General features: G+C 74.2%; 20 protein-coding genes. 4 read left to right on the top strand and 16 right to left on the bottom strand.

Annotation, left to right across the window (positions count from 1 at the left end; all coding sequences use genetic code 11):
• Nucleotides 1–688: 688 nt before the first annotated feature.
• Nucleotides 689–1621, bottom strand: coding sequence for a DMT family transporter (locus ACLE50_RS19220; protein WP_410944972.1), 933 nt, complete (start codon nt 1619–1621; stop codon nt 689–691).
• Between ACLE50_RS19220 and ACLE50_RS19215 the strand changes: the two genes are divergently transcribed.
• On the top strand, nt 1620–3044 hold the full coding sequence (locus ACLE50_RS19215) for an aminotransferase-like domain-containing protein (protein WP_410944971.1): 1425 nt from the start codon (nt 1620–1622) through the stop codon (nt 3042–3044). The genes ACLE50_RS19220 and ACLE50_RS19215 overlap by 2 nt on opposite strands.
• A gap of 120 nt (nt 3045–3164) precedes the next feature.
• Here ACLE50_RS19215 and mutM read toward each other — a convergent pair whose 3' ends face one another.
• The 6 genes from mutM to ACLE50_RS19185 all read right to left on the bottom strand — a co-directional run bounded on the left by mutM (nt 3165) and on the right by ACLE50_RS19185 (nt 7736).
• Nucleotides 3165–4037, bottom strand: coding sequence for a bifunctional DNA-formamidopyrimidine glycosylase/DNA-(apurinic or apyrimidinic site) lyase (gene mutM / locus ACLE50_RS19210; RefSeq protein ID WP_410944970.1), 873 nt, complete (start codon nt 4035–4037; stop codon nt 3165–3167).
• Nucleotides 4038–4044: 7 nt separating this feature from the next.
• Complete coding sequence (rnc, locus tag ACLE50_RS19205) at nt 4045–4809, bottom strand: ribonuclease III (protein WP_410944969.1); 765 nt, start codon at nt 4807–4809, stop codon at nt 4045–4047.
• Between the two features lie 10 nt (nt 4810–4819).
• The gene (rpmF, locus tag ACLE50_RS19200) at nt 4820–5002 is read right to left on the bottom strand and encodes a 50S ribosomal protein L32 (RefSeq protein WP_410944968.1); all 183 of its coding nucleotides are present in this window, start codon (nt 5000–5002) and stop codon (nt 4820–4822) included.
• Between the two features lie 70 nt (nt 5003–5072).
• Nucleotides 5073–5663 carry a YceD family protein gene (locus tag ACLE50_RS19195; protein WP_410944967.1) on the bottom strand — a complete coding sequence of 197 codons (591 nt, stop codon included), beginning with the start codon at nt 5661–5663 and terminating at the stop codon, nt 5073–5075.
• 139 nt (nt 5664–5802) lie between these two features.
• Nucleotides 5803–6834 (bottom strand): MinD/ParA family ATP-binding protein, encoded by a 1032-nt coding sequence (locus ACLE50_RS19190; RefSeq protein ID WP_410944966.1) that lies wholly within the window; start codon nt 6832–6834, stop codon nt 5803–5805.
• Between the two features lie 104 nt (nt 6835–6938).
• Nucleotides 6939–7736 (bottom strand): AraC family transcriptional regulator, encoded by a 798-nt coding sequence (locus tag ACLE50_RS19185; protein ID WP_410944965.1) that lies wholly within the window; start codon nt 7734–7736, stop codon nt 6939–6941.
• Between the two features lie 52 nt (nt 7737–7788).
• Between ACLE50_RS19185 and ACLE50_RS19180 the strand changes: the two genes are divergently transcribed.
• On the top strand, nt 7789–8334 hold the full coding sequence (locus ACLE50_RS19180; protein ID WP_410944964.1) for a VOC family protein: 546 nt from the start codon (nt 7789–7791) through the stop codon (nt 8332–8334).
• A gap of 19 nt (nt 8335–8353) precedes the next feature.
• Here the strand turns inward: ACLE50_RS19180 and ACLE50_RS19175 are convergent, their stop codons facing one another.
• From ACLE50_RS19175 to ACLE50_RS19140, 8 genes are all read right to left on the bottom strand, one after another.
• A complete protein-coding gene (locus ACLE50_RS19175; RefSeq protein WP_410944963.1) occupies nt 8354–9115 on the bottom strand; it encodes a DivIVA domain-containing protein in 762 nt (253 codons plus the stop codon).
• Nucleotides 9116–9203: 88 nt separating this feature from the next.
• Nucleotides 9204–9686 (bottom strand): pantetheine-phosphate adenylyltransferase, encoded by a 483-nt coding sequence (gene coaD / locus ACLE50_RS19170; protein ID WP_410944962.1) that lies wholly within the window; start codon nt 9684–9686, stop codon nt 9204–9206.
• Between the two features lie 22 nt (nt 9687–9708).
• Complete coding sequence (locus ACLE50_RS19165; protein WP_410944961.1) at nt 9709–10449, bottom strand: GntR family transcriptional regulator; 741 nt, start codon at nt 10447–10449, stop codon at nt 9709–9711.
• Complete coding sequence (locus ACLE50_RS19160; protein WP_410944960.1) at nt 10446–11240, bottom strand: glucosamine-6-phosphate deaminase; 795 nt, start codon at nt 11238–11240, stop codon at nt 10446–10448. The genes ACLE50_RS19165 and ACLE50_RS19160 overlap by 4 nt, the downstream gene beginning before the upstream one ends.
• Nucleotides 11241–11260: 20 nt before the next feature.
• Nucleotides 11261–12472, bottom strand: coding sequence for an N-acetylglucosamine-6-phosphate deacetylase (locus tag ACLE50_RS19155; RefSeq protein ID WP_410944959.1), 1212 nt, complete (start codon nt 12470–12472; stop codon nt 11261–11263).
• On the bottom strand, nt 12469–14256 hold the full coding sequence (locus ACLE50_RS19150) for a putative PEP-binding protein (protein WP_410944958.1): 1788 nt from the start codon (nt 14254–14256) through the stop codon (nt 12469–12471). Before ACLE50_RS19150 ends, ACLE50_RS19155 begins: the two co-directional genes overlap by 4 nt.
• Nucleotides 14253–14519 carry an HPr family phosphocarrier protein gene (locus ACLE50_RS19145; protein WP_410944957.1) on the bottom strand — a complete coding sequence of 89 codons (267 nt, stop codon included), beginning with the start codon at nt 14517–14519 and terminating at the stop codon, nt 14253–14255. Before ACLE50_RS19145 ends, ACLE50_RS19150 begins: the two co-directional genes overlap by 4 nt.
• A 25-nt stretch (nt 14520–14544) precedes the next feature.
• Entirely contained in the window at nt 14545–15876 is a 1332-nt protein-coding gene (locus ACLE50_RS19140; RefSeq protein WP_410944956.1) for a PTS transporter subunit EIIC, read from the bottom strand.
• Nucleotides 15877–16089: 213 nt separating this feature from the next.
• Between ACLE50_RS19140 and ACLE50_RS19135 the strand changes: the two genes are divergently transcribed.
• Both ACLE50_RS19135 and ACLE50_RS19130 read left to right on the top strand, forming a co-directional pair.
• Nucleotides 16090–16323, top strand: a complete 234-nt coding sequence (locus ACLE50_RS19135; protein ID WP_410945090.1) for a glucose PTS transporter subunit EIIB — start codon at nt 16090–16092, stop codon at nt 16321–16323.
• Complete coding sequence (locus ACLE50_RS19130) at nt 16320–16793, top strand: PTS sugar transporter subunit IIA (protein ID WP_410944955.1); 474 nt, start codon at nt 16320–16322, stop codon at nt 16791–16793. The genes ACLE50_RS19135 and ACLE50_RS19130 overlap by 4 nt, the downstream gene beginning before the upstream one ends.
• A 369-nt stretch (nt 16794–17162) precedes the next feature.
• Here the strand turns inward: ACLE50_RS19130 and rsmD are convergent, their stop codons facing one another.
• Nucleotides 17163–17717: a 16S rRNA (guanine(966)-N(2))-methyltransferase RsmD gene (gene rsmD / locus ACLE50_RS19125; protein ID WP_410944954.1), complete on the bottom strand. Its 555-nt coding sequence runs from the start codon at nt 17715–17717 to the stop codon at nt 17163–17165.
• Between the last annotated feature and the right edge of the window lie 35 nt (nt 17718–17752).

Raw genomic sequence — 17752 nt, 5'->3', positions numbered from 1 at the left:
GCACCTCCTTGCGCATCGCAGACTACTGCGGATAGCGCAGTAGCGTCCAGTGTGCGACTCCGGTGTCGTATCGCTCTGGAGTCGGCGAACCCCTACGACGCAGTCAGCCAGGTCGGGCCGTCAGCCGAAGGCGACGCGGGCACAGGCACCTCCGCCACCGGCTACGCGGCCGAGACCTGCTCACGGATCGCGTCGAGCGCGTCGCCGAAGCCGTCGGCGCAGCCGCTGGACCCGGCGACGGCGCCGACGTCGAGGTCGTCGATGCGGGCGCCGACGACCCCGTCGAGCAGGGCCGCGGCGAAGCGTTCCTGGTAGCCGCGTGAGATGACGTCGCCGCGCTCGCGGAGTGCTCATGACTGCTTCTGTTCGAGTGACTGCTTCTGTTCGAGCCGGTGCTCGAGGCCGAGAAGCGGGTCTTTCATGCGGAATGGCTCTCGAACCAGAGAGAACTCGTGCAGCACGAAGACGGCGCTGTAGAGGTCAGTGAGGATGTTCACCCGGGGCGGGCCCATATCGGCGCGGCGATTAAGGGCTTCGAGGCTGTTATGAGTTCGCTACGGCTTCGCCCCGGACGCGGGGTACACCTCCCGCCAGGACGCGACATCCGGCAGGCCTCGACGAGGCCAGCTCGACCGAAACCGAGCCATTCCCCGTGACTACACAGTGCACGTCATGGCTTCGACCCGCATCACTTTCGCGGACCGTTGTTGCGCGCTCTGACGGCCAGCAGCGCGCAGCCGATGACGACGATGCCGCCGACAATGGTCTGCCAGCCGATGTGCTCGCCCAGCAGCAGGCCCGCCCACAGGATGCTTATCACGGGCTGGGTGAGCTGCACCTGGCTCACCTGCGCCATCGGGCCGATGGCGAGGCCGCGGTACCAGGCGAAGAACCCGAGGAACATGCTCACCGCGGCGAGGTACGCGAACGCGCCCCACTCCACGGACGTACCGGTGGGCGACTGCTGCGCCACGGCGATGCCGGTCAGCAGGATCATCAGCGGCGAGGCGAGCACGAGCGCCCATGAAATGGTCTGCCACGATCCCAGCGTCCGGGAGAGCAGCCCGCCTTCGGCGTAGCCGATCGCGCATACGATCACCGCGGCGAACAGCAGCAGATCTGAGACGTGCAGGTCGCCGAAGCCGCCGCCCTGGATCACGGCGAAGATCACGGCCGCGATCGCACCGAACGCCGCAGCCACCCAGAACGCGCGCGCAGGGCGCTCGCCCGTGCGCAGCACCGCGCACACCGCGGTCGCCGCGGGCAGCAGCGCGATCACCACGGCCCCGTGGCTCGCCGGCGCGGTGGTGAGCGCGAACGAGGTGAGTAGCGGGAACCCGACCACCGCGCCGCCCGCGACGACAGCGACCTGCAACCACTGCTTCCCGCGCGGGAGCTTCTGCCGCGTCAGGCCAAGCGCGAGCGCGGCGAGCAGCGCGGCGATCACTGCGCGGCCCGAACCGACGAACAGGGCCGACATATGCCCGTTCTCGACCGCGACGCGGGTGAACGGCACCGTGAACGAGAAGGCGGTGATCCCGAGCAGCCCCCACCACAGGCCCGCATGCGACTTCGGTAGCGGTTCCGCCATCTTTGGAGTAGCGGTATCGTTAGCCTTCATGTCGCACAGTAGCAGCGACCGTATTGTGTCCGCGCTCCGTGAGCGGATCATGGCCGCGCCGGTGGGAGCGCAGCTCCCCTCGACCCGACAGCTCGTCGCACAGTTCGAGGCCAGCCCGGTCACCGTGCAGAAGGCGCTCCGAACCCTCATCAGGCAGGGGGTGATCGAGTCGCGGCCCGGCGTCGGCACGTTCGTGCGCGCGGTCCGCACTGCCCGGCCGAACGACTACGGGTGGCAGACAGCCGCGCTCGGCTCCCCGCAGCATCGCATCCCAAGCCTGTCGTCGGCGCTGCGCGCGACGCCGAACGACGTGATCGCGCTGCACTCGGGCTACCCCGACGGGGAGCTGCTGCCCGAGCGTCTGGTCCGTGCCGCGTTCACCCGTGCGGCGCGCAGCGCGGACACAGTGAGCCGCCCGCCCGTCGCGGGCCTGCCCGAGCTGCAGTCCTGGTTCGCCTCCGAGCTAGCCGCGATCATGCCGGCGGGTCTCACGCCCCCGGCCGCGCGCGACGTCGTGATCCTGCCCGGCAGCCAGAGCGGCCTCAGCACCCTGTTCCGCACCCTCGTCGGGGCGGGGCGACCATTGCTGATCGAGTCTCCGAGCTACTGGGGCGCGATGCTCGCCGCCGCGCAGGTCGGCGTGCAGCTCGTCCCCATTCCGTCCGGGCCTGGCGGCCCGGACCCCGATGACCTCGACCGCGCATTCGCACAGACCGGGGCACGAGCGTTCTACGGACAACCGAACTTCGCCAATCCCACCGGCGGCCAGTGGTCGGCCGAGCTGGGCGACGCCGTGCTCGGGATCGTGCGCGAGCACGGCGCGTTCCTCGTCGAAGACAACTGGGCGCACGACTTCGGCATCACCACGGATGCCGCACCCGTCGCGGCCCGCGACGACAGCGGCCACGTCATCTACATCCGCTCGCTCACCAAGAGCGTTTCCCCCTCGGTGCGGGTCGCGGGACTGATCGCACGCGGCCCCGCTCGTGACCGTATCCTCGCGGACACCCAGGCTCAGGCGATGTACGTCAGCACGGTGCTGCAAGCCGTCGCGGTCGATGTGGTCACGCAACCCGCCTGGCGCACGCACCTGCGCTCGCTCCGGCAGCAGCTCGCCGCCCGCCGCGACCTACTCGCAGACGCGCTGCGCGAGCACGCTCCGGCCGCTCACCTCGAGTCCTTGCCCCGCGGCGGACTGAACCTCTGGCTCAGACTCCCCGACGGCACGGGCCTGCACCGGCTCGTGAGCGACTGCGAGGCCCAAGGCGTCGTCGTCGCCGCGGGCGACGACTGGTTCCCCGCGGAGCCCGCCGGCCCCTACCTCCGTCTCAACTACTCCGGGCCGAACCCCGGCGCTTTCCCCGAAGCCGCCGAAGTCCTAGGCCGTGCGCTCGCGGACGCGGCTCCGCGGCCGGGCACCTGATTCCTAGCCCTGGATCACCAATCCTTGGGAACACCTCAGAATTGCGCGGAACACCTCGATCAGCCTGGACGACCGTCTCTCGGAGTTCCGCTCCCGGGCCCCTCGGGAGGTGGGCGCGCCTCATCGCCGCGGCCGACGCTGGCAATGTGGGCAGTAGTAGCTCGACCGGTTCATGAACTGGTCCCGGCGGATCGGGGTGCCGCAGCGCCGGCACGCCCGGTCCGCCTGGCCGTAGACGTTCAGGGAGCGGTCGAAGTAGCCCGAGGCACCGTTGACGTTGACGTACAGCGCGTCGAACGACGTTCCGCCCTGGGACAGGGCCTCGGTCATGACGGTGGTGGCCGCGTCGAGCACGGCGTGGCCCTGGGCGCGGGTGAGGGTCTCGGTGGGCCGGGCGCCGTGCAGCTCGGCGCGCCACAGTGCCTCGTCGGCGTAGATGTTGCCGATGCCGGAGACGACGGTCTGGTCCAGCAGCGCGCGCTTGAGCTCGGTGCGGCGACGGCGGATCGCGGCGACGGCGTCGTCGGCGGAGAAGGCGGGGTCCATCGGGTCGCGGGCGATGTGCGCGACGGGCTCGGGCACCAGGCCGCCACCGACGGCGTCGGCCAGGGGGTGCACGGACAGCCCGCCGAAGGTGCGCTGGTCGACGAAGCGCAGCTCGGGGCCGTCGTCGTCGAACCGGACCCGGACGCGCAGGTGCTTCTCGTCGGGGTTCGCGGGGTCCTCGACGAGCATCTGCCCGGACATGCCGAGGTGCGCGAGCAGCGCGTCCTCGCCTGCGGCGGGACTGTCGAGATCCAGCCACAGGTACTTGCCGCGCCGGCACGCCGCGGACAGCGTGCGGCCGACGAGGCGGCCGGTGAAGTCCTCGGCTCCGGTCGCGTGCCGGCGCACCGCGCGCGGGTGCAGCACGTCGACGGAGACGATCTTGCGGTCGAGGACGTGGTCGGCGAGACCGCGGCGGACGACCTCGACCTCGGGGAGCTCGGGCACGCCCGGCTCAGCGGGTGGAGCCGGAGCCCGACGTGGAGCCGGACTCCTCGGCCGACAGGGCGCGCCACGCGATCTCGGCGGCCTTCTGCTCGGCCTCCTTCTTCGTGCGGCCGGCCCCGGTCCCCAGGTCCCGCCCGCCGACGACGGCGGTCGCGGTGAACACCTTGAGGTGGTCCGGGCCCTCCTCGTCGATCCGGTACTCGGGCACGCCGTGCCCGCCGGACGCGGTGAGCTCCTGCAGGCTGGTCTTCCAGTCGAGACCGGCGCCGAGCAGCGGCGCGCTCTCCATCAGCCCGGCGAACAGCCGGTCGATCAGCTCCCGGGACGGCTCCAGGCCGTGCTCCAGGTACACCGCACCGAGCAGCGCCTCGGTGGCGTCGGCCAGGATGCTGGCCTTCGTGCGGCCACCGGTCAGCTCCTCGCCGCGCCCCAGGTACAGGTACGCGCCGAGGCCCTGGATCTCGCCCGGGGCGGGCAGCTCGGCGGCCACTCCGGCCAGCGCGTGCATGTTGACGACGCTGGCGCGCAGCTTCGCGAGCTGGCCCTCGGGCAGGTCGGGGTGCTCCCGGTAGAGACGCTCGGTGATCACGATGGACAGCACCGAGTCCCCGAGGAACTCCAGCCGCTCGTTGGTGGGGAGGCCACCGTGCTCGTAGGCGTACGAGCGGTGGGTCAGGGCGAGGGTCAGCAGCTCCTCGTCCAGCTCCACACCGAGTGCGGACAGCAGAGATGACCGGTCCGTCACCGGACCGGTCACGCTCTTGTCACCCACTACAGGCGGCTCAGGCCGGGGTGGTGACCTGACGGCCGTCGTACTGGCCACAGGTCGGGCAGGCGATGTGCTGCAGCTTCGGCTCGCGGCAGGCGCGGTTGGAGCAGGCGACCAGCGCGGGCGCAGTGGCCTTCCACTGCGACCGGCGAGCCCGCGTGTTCGAACGCGACATCCGGCGCTTCGGAACGGCCATGATGACTCTCCTCGGTACTCAAACGATCAGGTCAGCTCACCGGGAACGGCGGGCGGAAACCCGCCCACGCTCACTCGGTGGAAGGCAGGCGCTCCTTGAGCGCCGCCCAGCGAGGATCCAGTGTCTCATGCCCGTGTTCTGATGGGAGATCGGCCCACCGGTCGCCGCATCCGGAGCACAGACCGGGGCAGTCCTCGCGGCACAGCGGAGCCATCGGGAGGTCGGTGACGATCGCGTCCCGCACCGTCTGGAGCAGGTCGAACTTCTCGTCGACCAGGCGCGGGATCTCGTCGGCGTCGGTGGTCTCCTCGGTGACCGAGTCCGGGTAGGCGAACAGCTCGCCGATCGGCGCGGTGACCTCGTCGGTCAGCGGCTCGAGGCAGCGCGAGCACTCGCCCTCGAGCCGGGCCTCGGCCTCCCCGGAGACGAACACACCCTCGGTGACCGACTCCAGCGACAGGTCGAGGTCGACGTCGGAGCCCTCGGGCACCGCGATCACCCCGGCCAGGCCGATGACCTGGTCACCGCCGGGTGCGGGCGCGACCCGCTGGACGACGCGGCGGGTGCCGGGACGGCGCGCCAGCTCACGGGTGCTGAAGACCCAGGGGTTGCGCTCGTCGGGGCGGGGGGTGGTGTCGCCGGAGGCGTGGTGCGTGTTCATGGCGGCCTCCACGGTACGCGCCCCGCGCAAACCTGTTGCGGCTCCGGCCGAGGCGGCCGTGATCACCGGTTCCGGAGCGGAACGCACGCCCAGCGGTGCGGGAGCTCCGCAACCGGCGATCACCGGGGCGGCGGGCGGGTCAGCGGCCCGCGAAGTCGTCGGCGACGGCGGCGGCCAGCTCCAGGAACGCGTCGGAGGTGGCCGGCCGCAGCCGGGCGGGGTCGATCCGCCCGCCGGTGGCCAGGTGCGGGTCGTGCGGGATCTCGACCACCGTGCGGACCCGGCTGCGGAAGTGGTCGCGGATCCGGGACACGTCGACCTCGGCGCTGCGCCGGTCGCAGGACAGCACCACGACGGCGTCGCGGGCCAGGCCGGCGTGCCCGTGCGCGACGAGCCAGTCGAGGGTCTTCGCCGCGCGCCCGGCCCCGTCGACGGTCGGTGCACCCACGACGACGACCGAGTCGGCCCGGGCGAGCGTGCCCTCCATCGCCGAGTGCACGAGCCCGGTGCCCGAGTCGGTGACGATGATGTTGAAGAACCGGCCGAGCAGGTCGCTGACGGCCTCGTACTCGTCGCGGCGGAACGCGTCGCCCGACGCCGGGTCCTGTTCGGAGGCGAGCACCTGCAGCCGCCCGGCGAGGCTGGTGTAGCGGGAGACGTCGGTCCAGGTGGCGACGTCGTCGAGGTCGTCGAGCAACTCGCGGACGGTGACCCGGGCGTCGCCGGTGAGCCGGTCGGCGAGGGTGCCTGCGTCGGGGTTCGCGTCGAGCACGATGGCCCGGTCGCCGCGGTGCTCGGCCAGGGTCAGCCCCAGGCACGCCGACACCGTGGTCTTGCCGACGCCGCCCTTCACCGAGGTCACGGCCACCCGGTGCGCGCCGGGCAGCGGCGTCCGGATGCGGCCGAGCAGCTCCTCGCGGCGGACCTCGCCGGAGCCGGGACCGGGGTTGACGCGTCCGCCGGTCAGCTCGAACAGGGTGCGACGCCACCCGGTACGCGGGCGGTCGGCCCGCGGACGCAGCACCTCGGACTCCGCCAGCGGCGACAGGTCGTCACGCGGGGGCTGCGGCGGCGGGGCGTCCGACCACGGCGACGCCTGCGGCGCGGCCCCGGGCGGGCCGGGCCGGCGCGGCGGCTCGGCGGGGTCGGACGGCAGGGGGCGTGCGGTCACCGGCGGCCCTTCCAGACGGTGCCCGTAGCGCTCCCACCAGGTCGTCGGATCCGGTTCCGGCGCACGGGACATCTTGCGAGACTAGTACGCCGACGTGCTCCCGGTCACCGGTTCGTCCGGTTCCCGGGGCCGGGGTCCCGGGCCGCCGCCCGGGTCGCGCCCGGCGTCTCCCCCACCACCTCCCGGTACCGGCGCGTGAAGTGGGCCTGGTCGGCGTACCCCAGCTCCGCCGCCAGGTCGGCGAGGCCGGTGGCGGGGGCCTCGCGCAGCGTGGTCGCCGCGTACTGCAGGCGCCTGCACTCGATCAGCCACAGCGGGGTGAGGCCGATGTGCGCGCGGACGAGGCGTTCCAGGGTCCGCGGGGCGATCCCGACGGCGTCGGCCAAGTCGGCGGCGCGGGTCAGGTCGGTGCGCTCCTCGGCGAGTGCGCAGGCCCGGTTGACCAGGCGTCCGACGTCGGTGACCCGGGCGGCGAGCGGGCCCAGCCGGTCGCGCAGCGCCTCCACGATCGCGTGGTCGCCGGTGTGGCTGTCGAGATCGGCCACGACCCCGGAGAACGACGGCGCGGTCACCTCCTCCGAGGTCCCCCGCAGCTCGGCGGCCGGGGTGCTCGTGAGCAGCGGTGCGGCCGCGGGCCGCAGCAGCAGCCCGACCACCCACGACCGCCCGGTCAGTTCCCGGACGTCGACGACCGTCGCGGGCCCGTGCAGCCAGGTCCCGTCGGGGTAGGTGACCAGGTTGAACGCCGGGTACTGCAGCACCCGCTGCCGGCTGACGTGCCCGGCGGGCAGGTCCCAGCGCACCACCCAGGCCCAGCGGACGAGGTCGTCGAGCCCGATCGGCAGCCGGGACAGCGTGACGCCGGGCGAGCCCGGGGTCAGGTGCCCGCGCGAGCGCACCACCTGTCGGGAATGTTCAAGAGCCGCCCGCTCGGGCGGACCAGACTCGTCTCCCATGCAGACCACCGACGACCACACCCCCGATACACAGACGACCGAGACGCAGACGACCGAGACGCAGCCGACCGGGACGCACACCGTGGACGGGCGACCGCTGGTCAGCACGTCGCTGACCCCGCACCTCGTCGTCTCCCCCGCCTCCGAGGCGATCGCACTGTACTGCGCGGCGTTCGGCGCGCGGGCGGTCTCGACGACCGAGATGGGCGGCGTGATCGGGCACGCGGAGCTGGAGCTGGCGGCGGGGCGGTTCACCGTCAGCGACCCGATGCCCGGCTACGGCCTGGTCGCGGCCGAGCAGGGTGATCATCCCGTGAGCATGTCGCTTGCGGTCTACGTCCCCGACGTCGACGCGGCCTTCGCGACGCTGACCGAGGCGGGCTCGACGGTGCGCGAGCAGCCGATGACGTTCGTGTCCGGGGACCGGTTCGCCTCGGTCGTCGACCCGTACGGGATCCGCTGGGCGGTGATGACCCGGGTCGAGGACCTGTCGCCCGCCGAGAGCGAGCGCCGGGTCGCCGAGTGGGCCGCCCAGCAGGAGTGAGCCCGGCAGGAGCGAGCGCTCAGTCGACCAGGTCCATGCCGGTGCCGGTGCGCCCGTTGCCCTGGTAGGCGTCGTGGTGGGTGTCCCGGTGGCCCTGCCCGTAGGTGCCCGACCAGATCTGGCTGCGCCCCCGCCCGACGACGCCGAGCGCGTTGGTCAGCGTCGTCTCCAGCTCGGCGAGGGTGGTGTCGACGTAGGCGTCGCACTCGCGGCGCAGCCGGTCGGACTCGGCGTGCGCGGCGTCGACGACGGCACCGGCCTCGGCGTGCGCGGCCCGCACGGTCTCGGTCTCCGAGACCAGCCGCTGCTGCTCGGTGTGCCCATCGGCGACGAGCCGGTCGTGCGCGGCGCGCCCGGCGTGGGTCATCCGCTCGGCCTCGTCACGGGCCCGGTCGGTCAGCTCGGAGTACTGGCGGCGGCCGTCGGCGACCGCCCGCTCGGCCTCGTGACGGGCCTCGGCGAGGGTCCGCGACGCCTCCTCCTGGGCCTCGGCGACGAGCCGCTCGGCCTCGGTCCGCGCGTTCTCCAGGGTCTCCTCGGCCTCGGAGTTCGCCGCGGTCCGGGTCTCCTCGGCCTCGCGTTCGGCCTCGGAGACGACCTCCTCACGGCGGTCGAGGACGTCCTGCGCATCGTCCATCTCACCCGGCAGCGCCTCGCGGACGTCGTCGAGCAGCTCCAGCACGTCACCACGGGGAACGACACAGTTGGACGTCATCGGGACGCCGCGGGCGTCCTCGACGATCGTCACCAGCGCGTCCAGCGACTCGAAGACCCGGTACACACCGGGATCATCGCACCGCGCGGGGCCGGGGCCCGATATTCGGCGCCGCCGCGCGTGTCAAGTTCCTACCGGGTGACCCCCACACCGGTCAGGTGAGACGCTCCATCAGCCGGGTGTGCACGGCGGGCGGCAGGAACGACGACACGTCCCCGCCCCCGCGCGCGACCTCCTTGACCAGCGAGCTGGACACGTAAACCTGGCCGGGCGCGCCGGGCAGGAACAGCGTCTCGACGCCGGTCAGGTGCCGGTTCATGTGCGCCATCGGGAGCTCGTAGTCGTAGTCGGTGGCGCCGCGCAGGCCCTTGACCAGTGTCTGGGCGCCGCGTTCGCGGCAGTAGTCCACGACCAGCCCGGAGAAGGACTCGACGACGACGCCGGGCAGGTCCGCGGTGATCTCCCGCAGCATCTCCACGCGCTCGTCGACGTCGAACAGGCCCTGCTTGCGCGGGTTGACCAGGATCGCGACGTAGACCTCGTCGAACAGGCCCGCGGTGCGGCGGATGACGTCGAGGTGGCCGATCGTCGGCGGGTCGTAGGAACCGGGGCAGACCGCGCGACGTACCTGCGACATGCGCGGCAACCTATCAGCGCGATCAGCGGCCCGGCCGCTCCCGGTCCAGGGACATGTGCAGCTCGTAGCGGTCGCCGCGGTAGCGCGACACGGCGTACTCCACCGGCCGCTCCCCCGACGACGCCGTCCGGTCGAACACCAGGATCGGCTCGCCGGGCGCGATGCCGAGCAGCGCCGCGGACTCCTCGTCGGCCGCGCGGGCCGCGGCCGTCTGCTCCGCGTGGTCGATCGGCAGGTGGAAGTGCTCCTCGAGGAGCCCGTAGATCGACGCGCTGAGGTCGAACCCGTCGAGACCGGGGACGAGCTCGGCGCTGTACCAGGCGTCGTCGATGGACATGGGGACGCCGTCGGCGACGCGCAGCCTGCGGACCTTGTAGCAGCGGCCCTCGGCGTCGAGGGCGAGTGCCTTGGTCGCCTCCGGCGGCGGGACCAGGCAGGCGACGTCGAGCACGACGGTGCCGGGGGTGAGCCCGAGTCGGCGCATGTCGTCGTGGAACGAGGCCAGGTGCAGCCGCGACCGCGCGGTCCGGGCGGCGACGTAGGTGCCCTTGCCGCGCACCCGGGTGAGCAGGCCGTCGCGTTCGAGCTGCCCGACGGCGGCCCGCACCGTCACCCGGCTGACACCGTGGTCGAGGCACAGCTGCCGTTCGCTGGGGAACGGGTCGCCGGGGGCGAAGTCGCGGGCGATGCCCTCGGCGAGCAGGGTGCGCAGCTGCTCGTGCTTGGGCACGGCGCCGTCGGCGATCCGGGCTGCGCGGCTCATCGGTGTCCCTTCCTCGCCCCGCTCCACGGTAGCCCGGCGGGGTGCCGATCCCCGGTGACCGCGCCGTGCAGTCCCCCGGCCGCGGCGTCGTCGAGCACGAGGGTGCAGTGCGGGTGGGCCTGCAGGACCGACGCCGGCACGTCCGGGGTGACCGGGCCCTGCACCGCCGCGGCGACCGCGGCCGCCTTCCCGGCACCGGTCGCGACGAGCACCAGGTGCCGGGCGCGGCGGATCGTGCCGAGCCCCTGGGTGATCACCCGGTGCGGGACGTCGGCGGGCCGGTCGAAGAACCGGGCGTTGTCGGCGCGGGTGCGGGCGGTCAGCGTCGCGACCCGGGTGAGCGACGACGGCGGCGTCCCCGGCTCGTTGAAGCCGATGTGACCGTTGGTGCCGATCCCGAGGATCTGGACGTCGACCGGGCCGGACCGGGCGAGCAGCTGCTCGTAGCGTGCGGCCGCCCGTTCCGGGTCGGGCGCGGTGCCGTCGGGCCCGTGCACGGCGTCCGGGTCGATGTCGAGATGCCCGGTCAGCTCGCGGCGGATCACCTGCCGGTAGGTCTGCGGGTGCCCGGCGGGCAGGCCCAGGTACTCGTCGAGCAGGAACGCCTGCGCCGCGGCGAAGCTCAGGCCGTCGGCGCGGTGGCGGCGGACCAGCTCGCGGTAGGCCGGGAGCGGCGAGCTGCCGGTGGCCAGGCCGAGCGTCACCGGGCCACCCGGCGCGACGACGGCGGTGACGGCGTCGGCGACCGCGCGCCCGCAGGCGTCGGGGCCGGGCAGGACGAGTACGTCCACGGGTGTCTCCCTCCTGCCGTTCAGCCGACCGGGCGGGGTACGGCGTCGCGGCCGGCGCGCAGCACCTCGACCGGGCGCAGCGCAGCGTCGGTGACGAGCACGTCGGCCCGGAACCCCGGTGCGAGCGAGCCGATCTCGTGGCCGAGCCCGAGCAGCCGCGCCGGGGTGCGGGTGGCGGCGAGCACCGCGTCCTCCAGGGACACGCCGGCGTCGCGCACGGTGCCCGCGACGACGTCGACCATCCGGGCGGTGCCGCCGGCGATCGGCCGGGCCGCCGGGTCCTCGGGCTCGCCCGTGGGATCGGTGCGGGGCGCGAGACGGGCGATGCCGTCGTGCACCCGGACGTCCATCGAGCCGAGCCGGTAGCGGCCGTCGGTCATCCCGGCCGCGGCCAGCGCGTCGGTGATCAGCGCGATCCGGTCCGGCCCGACCAGGTCGAACACGCTCGCCACGGTCTCCGGGGCCAGGTGCACGCCGTCGGCGACCAGCTCGACGACGAGCTCGTCGCGGGCGGCGGCGGCCAGGCACGCCATGACCGGGCCGGGGGCGCGGTGGTGCACCGGGGGCATCGCGTTGAACAGGTGCGTCGCGGACAGCCGCGCTCCCCCGGCCCGCTCGATCCCGGCGGTGGTGGTGCGGGCGTCGGCGTCGGTGTGGCCGAGGCTGGGCAGCACGCCGTGCTCGGCGAGGACGGCGAGCAGGTCGGCGTAGTGCGCGGTCTCCGGCGCCAGCGTCATCGACGCGACGGTGCCGGCGGCACCGGTGAGCAGGGCGTCGAGCAGGGCCGGGTCGCCTGGGACGATCGCGGCCGGGTCGTGGGCGCCGCAGCGGGCGACGGCCAGGAACGGGCCCTCCAGGTGGATCCCGGCCAGTGCGCCCCGTTCGACGAGCGGGCGCAGCGTCGCGATCCGCTCGGTCAGCGTCGCGGCGGGTGCGGAGACCAGGCTGGCCAGCATCGTCGTCGTGCCGTGGGCGAGGTGGTGCTCGGCGGCGACGAGTGCGCCCTCGGCGGTGGCGTCCGGGAAGCCGTGCCCGGCGGCGCCGTGGTTGTGCACGTCGACCAGCCCGGGCAGCAGCAGCTGCTCCGACGGCGGCGGCAGCTGCTCGGGCGGCCCGGGCCGGCGGGCGGCCGGGACGACGTCGACGATCCGGTCGCCGTCGATCGTGACGACGGTGTCCGGGAGCCGCCGCCCGTCGGTGACGACGGTGCCGCGCAGGGTCCGCAGGCTCACCGGCCGGCCCCCGGGTTCTCGGCGGCTCCCGGTGCCTCGGTGGTCCCCGGTGCCTCGGCGGTACCGGGTACCTCGGTGGTCCCCGGTACCCCGGCCGCCCCCAGTACCTCGGCGGCGACCGCCCGGGCCGCGTCGGCGCTGCGGGCGGCGCGGGCGGCCCGCGCGGCCTCGGCGCACCGGTCGCGGGTGTGCCGGGCCAGCTCCGTGTGCACCGCCGGGCGGGCCGCCGGGGCGGTGGACAGGCTCGTCGCCCCCAGCCCGACCAGCACCGCGGCCAGCAGCGGGTCGGCGGCCGCCTCACCGCACACCCCGACCGGCGTCCCGGACGCGGCACCGGCGGCGCCGACGGTGGCGACGAGATCGAGCAGCGCGGGCTGCCACGGGTCGAGCAGCGCGCCGAGCGCCCCGGCGATCCGGTCGGCGGCCATCACGTACTGGCCGAGGTCGTTGGTGCCGATGCTGACGAAGTCGACGACCTCGCACAGCTCCGCGGCCCGCAGCGCGGCGGCCGGGATCTCGATCATGACGCCGGCCCGGTCCAGCCCGGCGGCGCGGGCCCGGGCGACGAACTCCGCCGCCTCGTCGGCGGTGGCGACCATCGGGGCCATGACGTCGACGTCGCGTCCGGCGGCGCGGGCGGCCTCGGCGATCGCGTGCAGCTGGTCGTCGAGCACGCCGGGCTGCCCGGCCGCGGTGCGCAGCCCGCGCACGCCGAGTGCGGGGTTCGGCTCGTCGCCCAGGGGCAGGAACGGCAGCGGCTTGTCCGATCCGGCGTCCAGGGTCCGGACCACGACGCGGCGCGGCCCGAACGCGGTCAGGATCCGGGTGAGCTGGTCGCGCTGCTCGGCCCGCGACGGCGCGTCCGGGCGGCCGAGGAACAGGAACTCGGTGCGCAGCAGGCCGACGCCCTCGCAGTCCCCGGCGGCGGCGGCCCGTGCCTCGGCCTCGGTGCCGATGTTGGCGAGCAACGCGACCGGCACGCCGTCGGCGGTGTGCCCCGGCCCGGGAGCGTCGATCGGCCCGGCTGCAGGCAGCGCGGCGATCCGCTCGCGCTGCGCGGCCGGCGGGTCGATCCGCACGACGCCGGTGCCGCCGTCGACCGCGACGAGGGTGCCCGCCGCGATCCCGGCCGCACCCGCGCACCCGACGACCGCGGGCAGCCCCAGCGAGCGGGCGATCACGGCGGTGTGGCTGGTCGGGCCGCCCTGCTCGGTGAGCAGCGCGACGACGTCGCCGCCGGCCAGCGCAGCGGTGTCGGCCGGGGACAGGTCCGCGGCGGTGAGCACGACCGGGTGCCCGGTCGCGGGCAACCCCGGTTCCGGGGCGCCGGTCAGCCGGGCGACGGCGCGGTGCCCGACGTCGCGGACGTCGGCCACCCGCTCGGCGAGCAGCCCGCCCAGCGCCGCGAGCTGCGCGGACACCTCCTCGACGGCGAGGGTGACCGCGTGCGCGGTCGGGCTCCCGGCCCGTACGTGGCCGTGCGCGGCGGTGACGAGCATCGGATCGCCCGCGATCTCCACGGTCGCGTCGAGCACCTCCGCGGCGGGGCCCTCGGCCGCACCGGCGCGGCGCCGCAGCTCCACGGCGACGGCGGCGAACGCGTCGGTGATCCGGGCGCACTCGGCGTCGGGGTCGGTGCCCGCGGGGTCGGCCGGGGAGGTCGACGTCGGCGGCGCGAGCCGGACCAGGGGCGCGCAGGCCACGCCCGGGCTGACCCCGCGGCCGGTGACGGCGTCCGTGCCCGGTTCGGTCCCCTGACCGGCCACCCGGTTCGTCACGGTCACGTGCCGGTCTCCGTCTCGAGCAGGGTGACCAGGCCGTCCAGCGCGGCGGGGGCGTCCTCGCCGTCGGCGGCGAGCACCACGGTGTCCCCGTGCTCGACGCCGAGGGTCATCACCCCGAGGACGCTGCGGGCGTCGACCGGGTCCTTGCCGGACAGGGCGATCGTGACCGGGAGGCCGGTGGCGCCCGCGGCCCGGGCGAACTGCGCGGCAGGGCGGGCGTGCAGGCCCACCGGGGATGCGACGACGGCGGTGCGGGAGTGCACGGCGTTCTCCTTCTCGGGCGGTGGGTCAGGCCTGCTGCGGCGGGGTGGGCGTGTCGTTCCCGGTGCGTGCGGTCGCGGTTTCCGTGGCGGTCGCGGTTCCCGCGGTGTCACCCACGGTGCCGCCCTCGGTGCCGCCGGTGCCCTCGTCGTCCTCGCGGCCGGGGGTGCGCAGGTTCCAGCGCCGGATCACGAACCGGAACAGCACGTAGTAGACGAGCGCGTAGGCCAGCCCGATCGGGATCAGCCACAGCGGCCGGGTGGCCTGGCCGAAGTTCAGGACGTAGTCGATGGCGCCTGCGGAGAAGCTGAAGCCGTCGTGGATGCCGAGCGCGTTGACCAGGGCCAGCGAGGTGCCGGTGAGCACGGCGTGGATCAGGTACAGCGGCCACGCGACGTAGACGAACGCGTACTCCAGCGGCTCGGTGATGCCGGTGACGAACGAGGTCAGCGCGACCGACACCATGATCCCGCCGACCAGCTTGCGCCGCTCCGGGCGCGCCTCGTGCCAGATCGCCAGCGCCGCGGCGGGCAGCGCGAACATCATGATCGGGAAGAAGCCGGTCATGAACACCCCGGCGCTCGGGTCGCCGGCGAAGAACCGGGTCAGGTCGCCGTGCTTGCCGTCGAAGTCGCCGATGATGAACCAGACGACCGAGTTCAGGATGTGGTGCAGGCCGACCGGGAGCAGCAGCCGGTTGACGAACCCGAACAGCCCGCCGCCGACGACGGCGTTCTGCGCGACCGCGTCGCCGAGCGCGCTCAGCCCGGCGTTGAAGATCGGGTAGACCAGGCTCATCACCACCGCGATCACCATCATCACCACGGCGGTGAGGATCGGGACCAGCCGGCGGCCGTTGAAGAAGCCGAGGAACGTCGGCAGCGTCGTGCGGTGGAAGCGCTGCCACAGGATCGCCGCGACCAGGCCGGTGACGATGCCGCCGAGCACGCCGAAGTCGACGGTGGCCTGCTCGCCGTCGGAATCGAGGACCCCGGGGAGCACCATCGGGCTGAGCTCGGCGAACACGCCGTCGAGCACCAGGTAGCCGACCAGCGCGGCCAGTGCGGTGGACCCGTCGGCCTTGCGGGCCCAGCCGATCGCGATCCCCAGAGCGAAGATCATCGGGAGGTGGTCGAACAGCGCACCGCCTGCACCGGTGAACACCGCGGCGACGTTCTGCAGACCCGGGACGGCGCCGAGCAGGTCGTCCTGGCCGAGGCGCTGCAGCAGCCCCGCCGCGGGCAGTACGGCGATCGGGAGCATCAGGCTGCGGCCGAGCCGCTGCAGCCCACCGAGCGGGCTCCGGCGCTTCTTCTTCACCGGTTCCGACGGGGCCGGTGTGGAGGTGACAGCGCTCATCCGACGCTCTCCTCGATGCGAGACGGGGACCGTCGCAGGGGTGTCGGTGGTGGCCGCGAAGGCGTTGTGGGCGACCCGGCACAACCGGTACGGTCTGGTTATAACCAGTGAGAGTGATGGCTGGTCGGACGCCTGTCAAGGCGCTGGTCAGCTCGGGCCGGCGCACTGGTCGGTACCGGTCCGAACCAGCATCGTCGTCCGGCGAGGGAGCCGATCATGAGCAAAGCCGACGCGATCGTCGCGGGTCTGGGCGGGAGCGCCAACATCACCGACATCGAGGCCTGCATCACCCGGCTGCGCACCGAGGTCGGCGACCCCGCCCTGGTCGACGACGCAGCCCTGCGCGCGGCCGGTGCGCACGGTGTGGTCCGCTCCGGCGGCGTCGTGCAGGTCGTCGTCGGGCCGGAGGCCGAGAACCTGTGCGACGACATCCAGGACCTGCTGTGAGCGAGCCCGGTCCGGTGGTCGTCGCGCCGGTCGCCGGGACGGTCGTCGGGCTGTCGGGGGTGCCGGACGACGTCTTCCGCGAGGAGATGGTCGGCTCCGGGACCGCCGTCGAGCCGCCCGCCGACGCCGGCCGGGCAGCCGTACTGGCCCCGGTCGCAGGGACGCTGGTGACGCTGCACCCGCACGCCTTCGTCGTCGCCACCGACGGCGGCGCGGGGATCCTCGTGCACGTCGGCATCGACACCGTCGAGCGCAAGGGCGAGGGCTTCGAGCTGCACGTCGCACGCGGGGACGTCGTCGAGCAGGGCGCCCCGGTGCTGACCGTGGACCTGGCCTCGGTACGCGCCGCGGGGCTGGCGACGACCTGCCCGGTCGTCGTGCTGGACTCGCCACCCGGGTCGGTGCGCACCCCCACCGGTCACGACGTCGACGCCGGGTCGGAGCTGTTCCGCCGGCCTCCCCCGGCGTAACCCGCTCCTGGAGCACGCTCGGTGCTCGTGTTCCGGGCTCGGCTTCCGCGCTCCCCACGGTGCCGAACGCGGCGTAGCACACCGTTTCCGTACGCAGCACATGCTGCGACGTGTGCTGCGTACGGAAACGGTGTGCTGCATGCGGAGAAGGTGGCTTCCGCGGCCCGTTCGCACACCCCTGCGCCCGAGAGCGCACCCCGCGGCCGGCTCCCACACCCGATATTTCAGGTGTGCGAACCCCCGCCGGGGTGTGAGGTCCTACGGTCCGGCCCCGCGGGCGGGTCCGGCCCGCGGGCGAGGCCGCGCGGGCGAGGCCGTGCGGGTGCGGCGCCGCGCGAGCCCGCGCACGGGTGAGCCGCGCCGGGCCGGCTACGGGACGAACGCGGCCCGGTGGAGCACGGTGTCGCCGTAGCGCCGGGACCGCTCCGGGTCGAAGCCGCCGGGCCAGGCGAACTCCCCGGACGACTTCGCCCGCTCCACCACGACGACCGCGTCGTCGGCGAGCCAGCCGTTGCCCGCGGCGTCGGCGAGCCAGCGGGCGATCTCGTCGTCGGCGACGGCGTAGGGCGGGTCCACCAGCACGACGTCGAACGCCCGCGGCGCCGGACCGGCGAGCACGGTGCCGGCCTTCGCGGCGAGCACCTCTCCCCCGAGCCCGACGGCGGAGACGTTGCGGCGCAGCACCCCGGCGGCCCGCTTGTCGGCCTCGACGAACGTCGCGGCCGTGGCGCCGCGGGACAGCGCCTCCAGCCCGAGCGCTCCGGACCCGGCGCAGACGTCGAGCACGGCGACGCCGTCGAGCCCGGGGTCGTGGTCGAGCGCGGAGAACAGCGCCTCGCGCACCCGGTCCGAGGTCGGCCGGGTCCCCGACGGCGGCACGTCCAGCCGCCGTCCGCCCGCGCTGCCCGCGATCAGCCTCGTCACGCGGACATGATCCCCGGTGCGGGCCGGACCGCGTG

It is taken from the genome of Pseudonocardia phyllosphaerae (assembly GCF_046546475.1).
GTDB classification, from domain to species: Bacteria; Actinomycetota; Actinomycetes; order Mycobacteriales; family Pseudonocardiaceae; genus Pseudonocardia; species Pseudonocardia phyllosphaerae.
This window is presented reverse-complemented; position numbering and strand designations above follow the sequence as displayed.

Coding starts and splice junctions, on each gene's coding strand:
- ACLE50_RS19215 (WP_410944971.1), top strand. CDS start 1,620: ATGTCGCACAGTAGCAGCGACCGTATTGTGTCCGCGCTCCGTGAGCGG.
- ACLE50_RS19220 (WP_410944972.1), bottom strand. CDS start 1,621: ATGAAGGCTAACGATACCGCTACTCCAAAGATGGCGGAACCGCTACCG.
- rpmF (WP_410944968.1), bottom strand. CDS start 5,002: ATGGCCGTTCCGAAGCGCCGGATGTCGCGTTCGAACACGCGGGCTCGC.
- ACLE50_RS19195 (WP_410944967.1), bottom strand. CDS start 5,663: ATGAACACGCACCACGCCTCCGGCGACACCACCCCCCGCCCCGACGAG.
- ACLE50_RS19180 (WP_410944964.1), top strand. CDS start 7,789: ATGCAGACCACCGACGACCACACCCCCGATACACAGACGACCGAGACG.
- coaD (WP_410944962.1), bottom strand. CDS start 9,686: ATGTCGCAGGTACGTCGCGCGGTCTGCCCCGGTTCCTACGACCCGCCG.
- ACLE50_RS19165 (WP_410944961.1), bottom strand. CDS start 10,449: ATGAGCCGCGCAGCCCGGATCGCCGACGGCGCCGTGCCCAAGCACGAG.
- ACLE50_RS19140 (WP_410944956.1), bottom strand. CDS start 15,876: ATGAGCGCTGTCACCTCCACACCGGCCCCGTCGGAACCGGTGAAGAAG.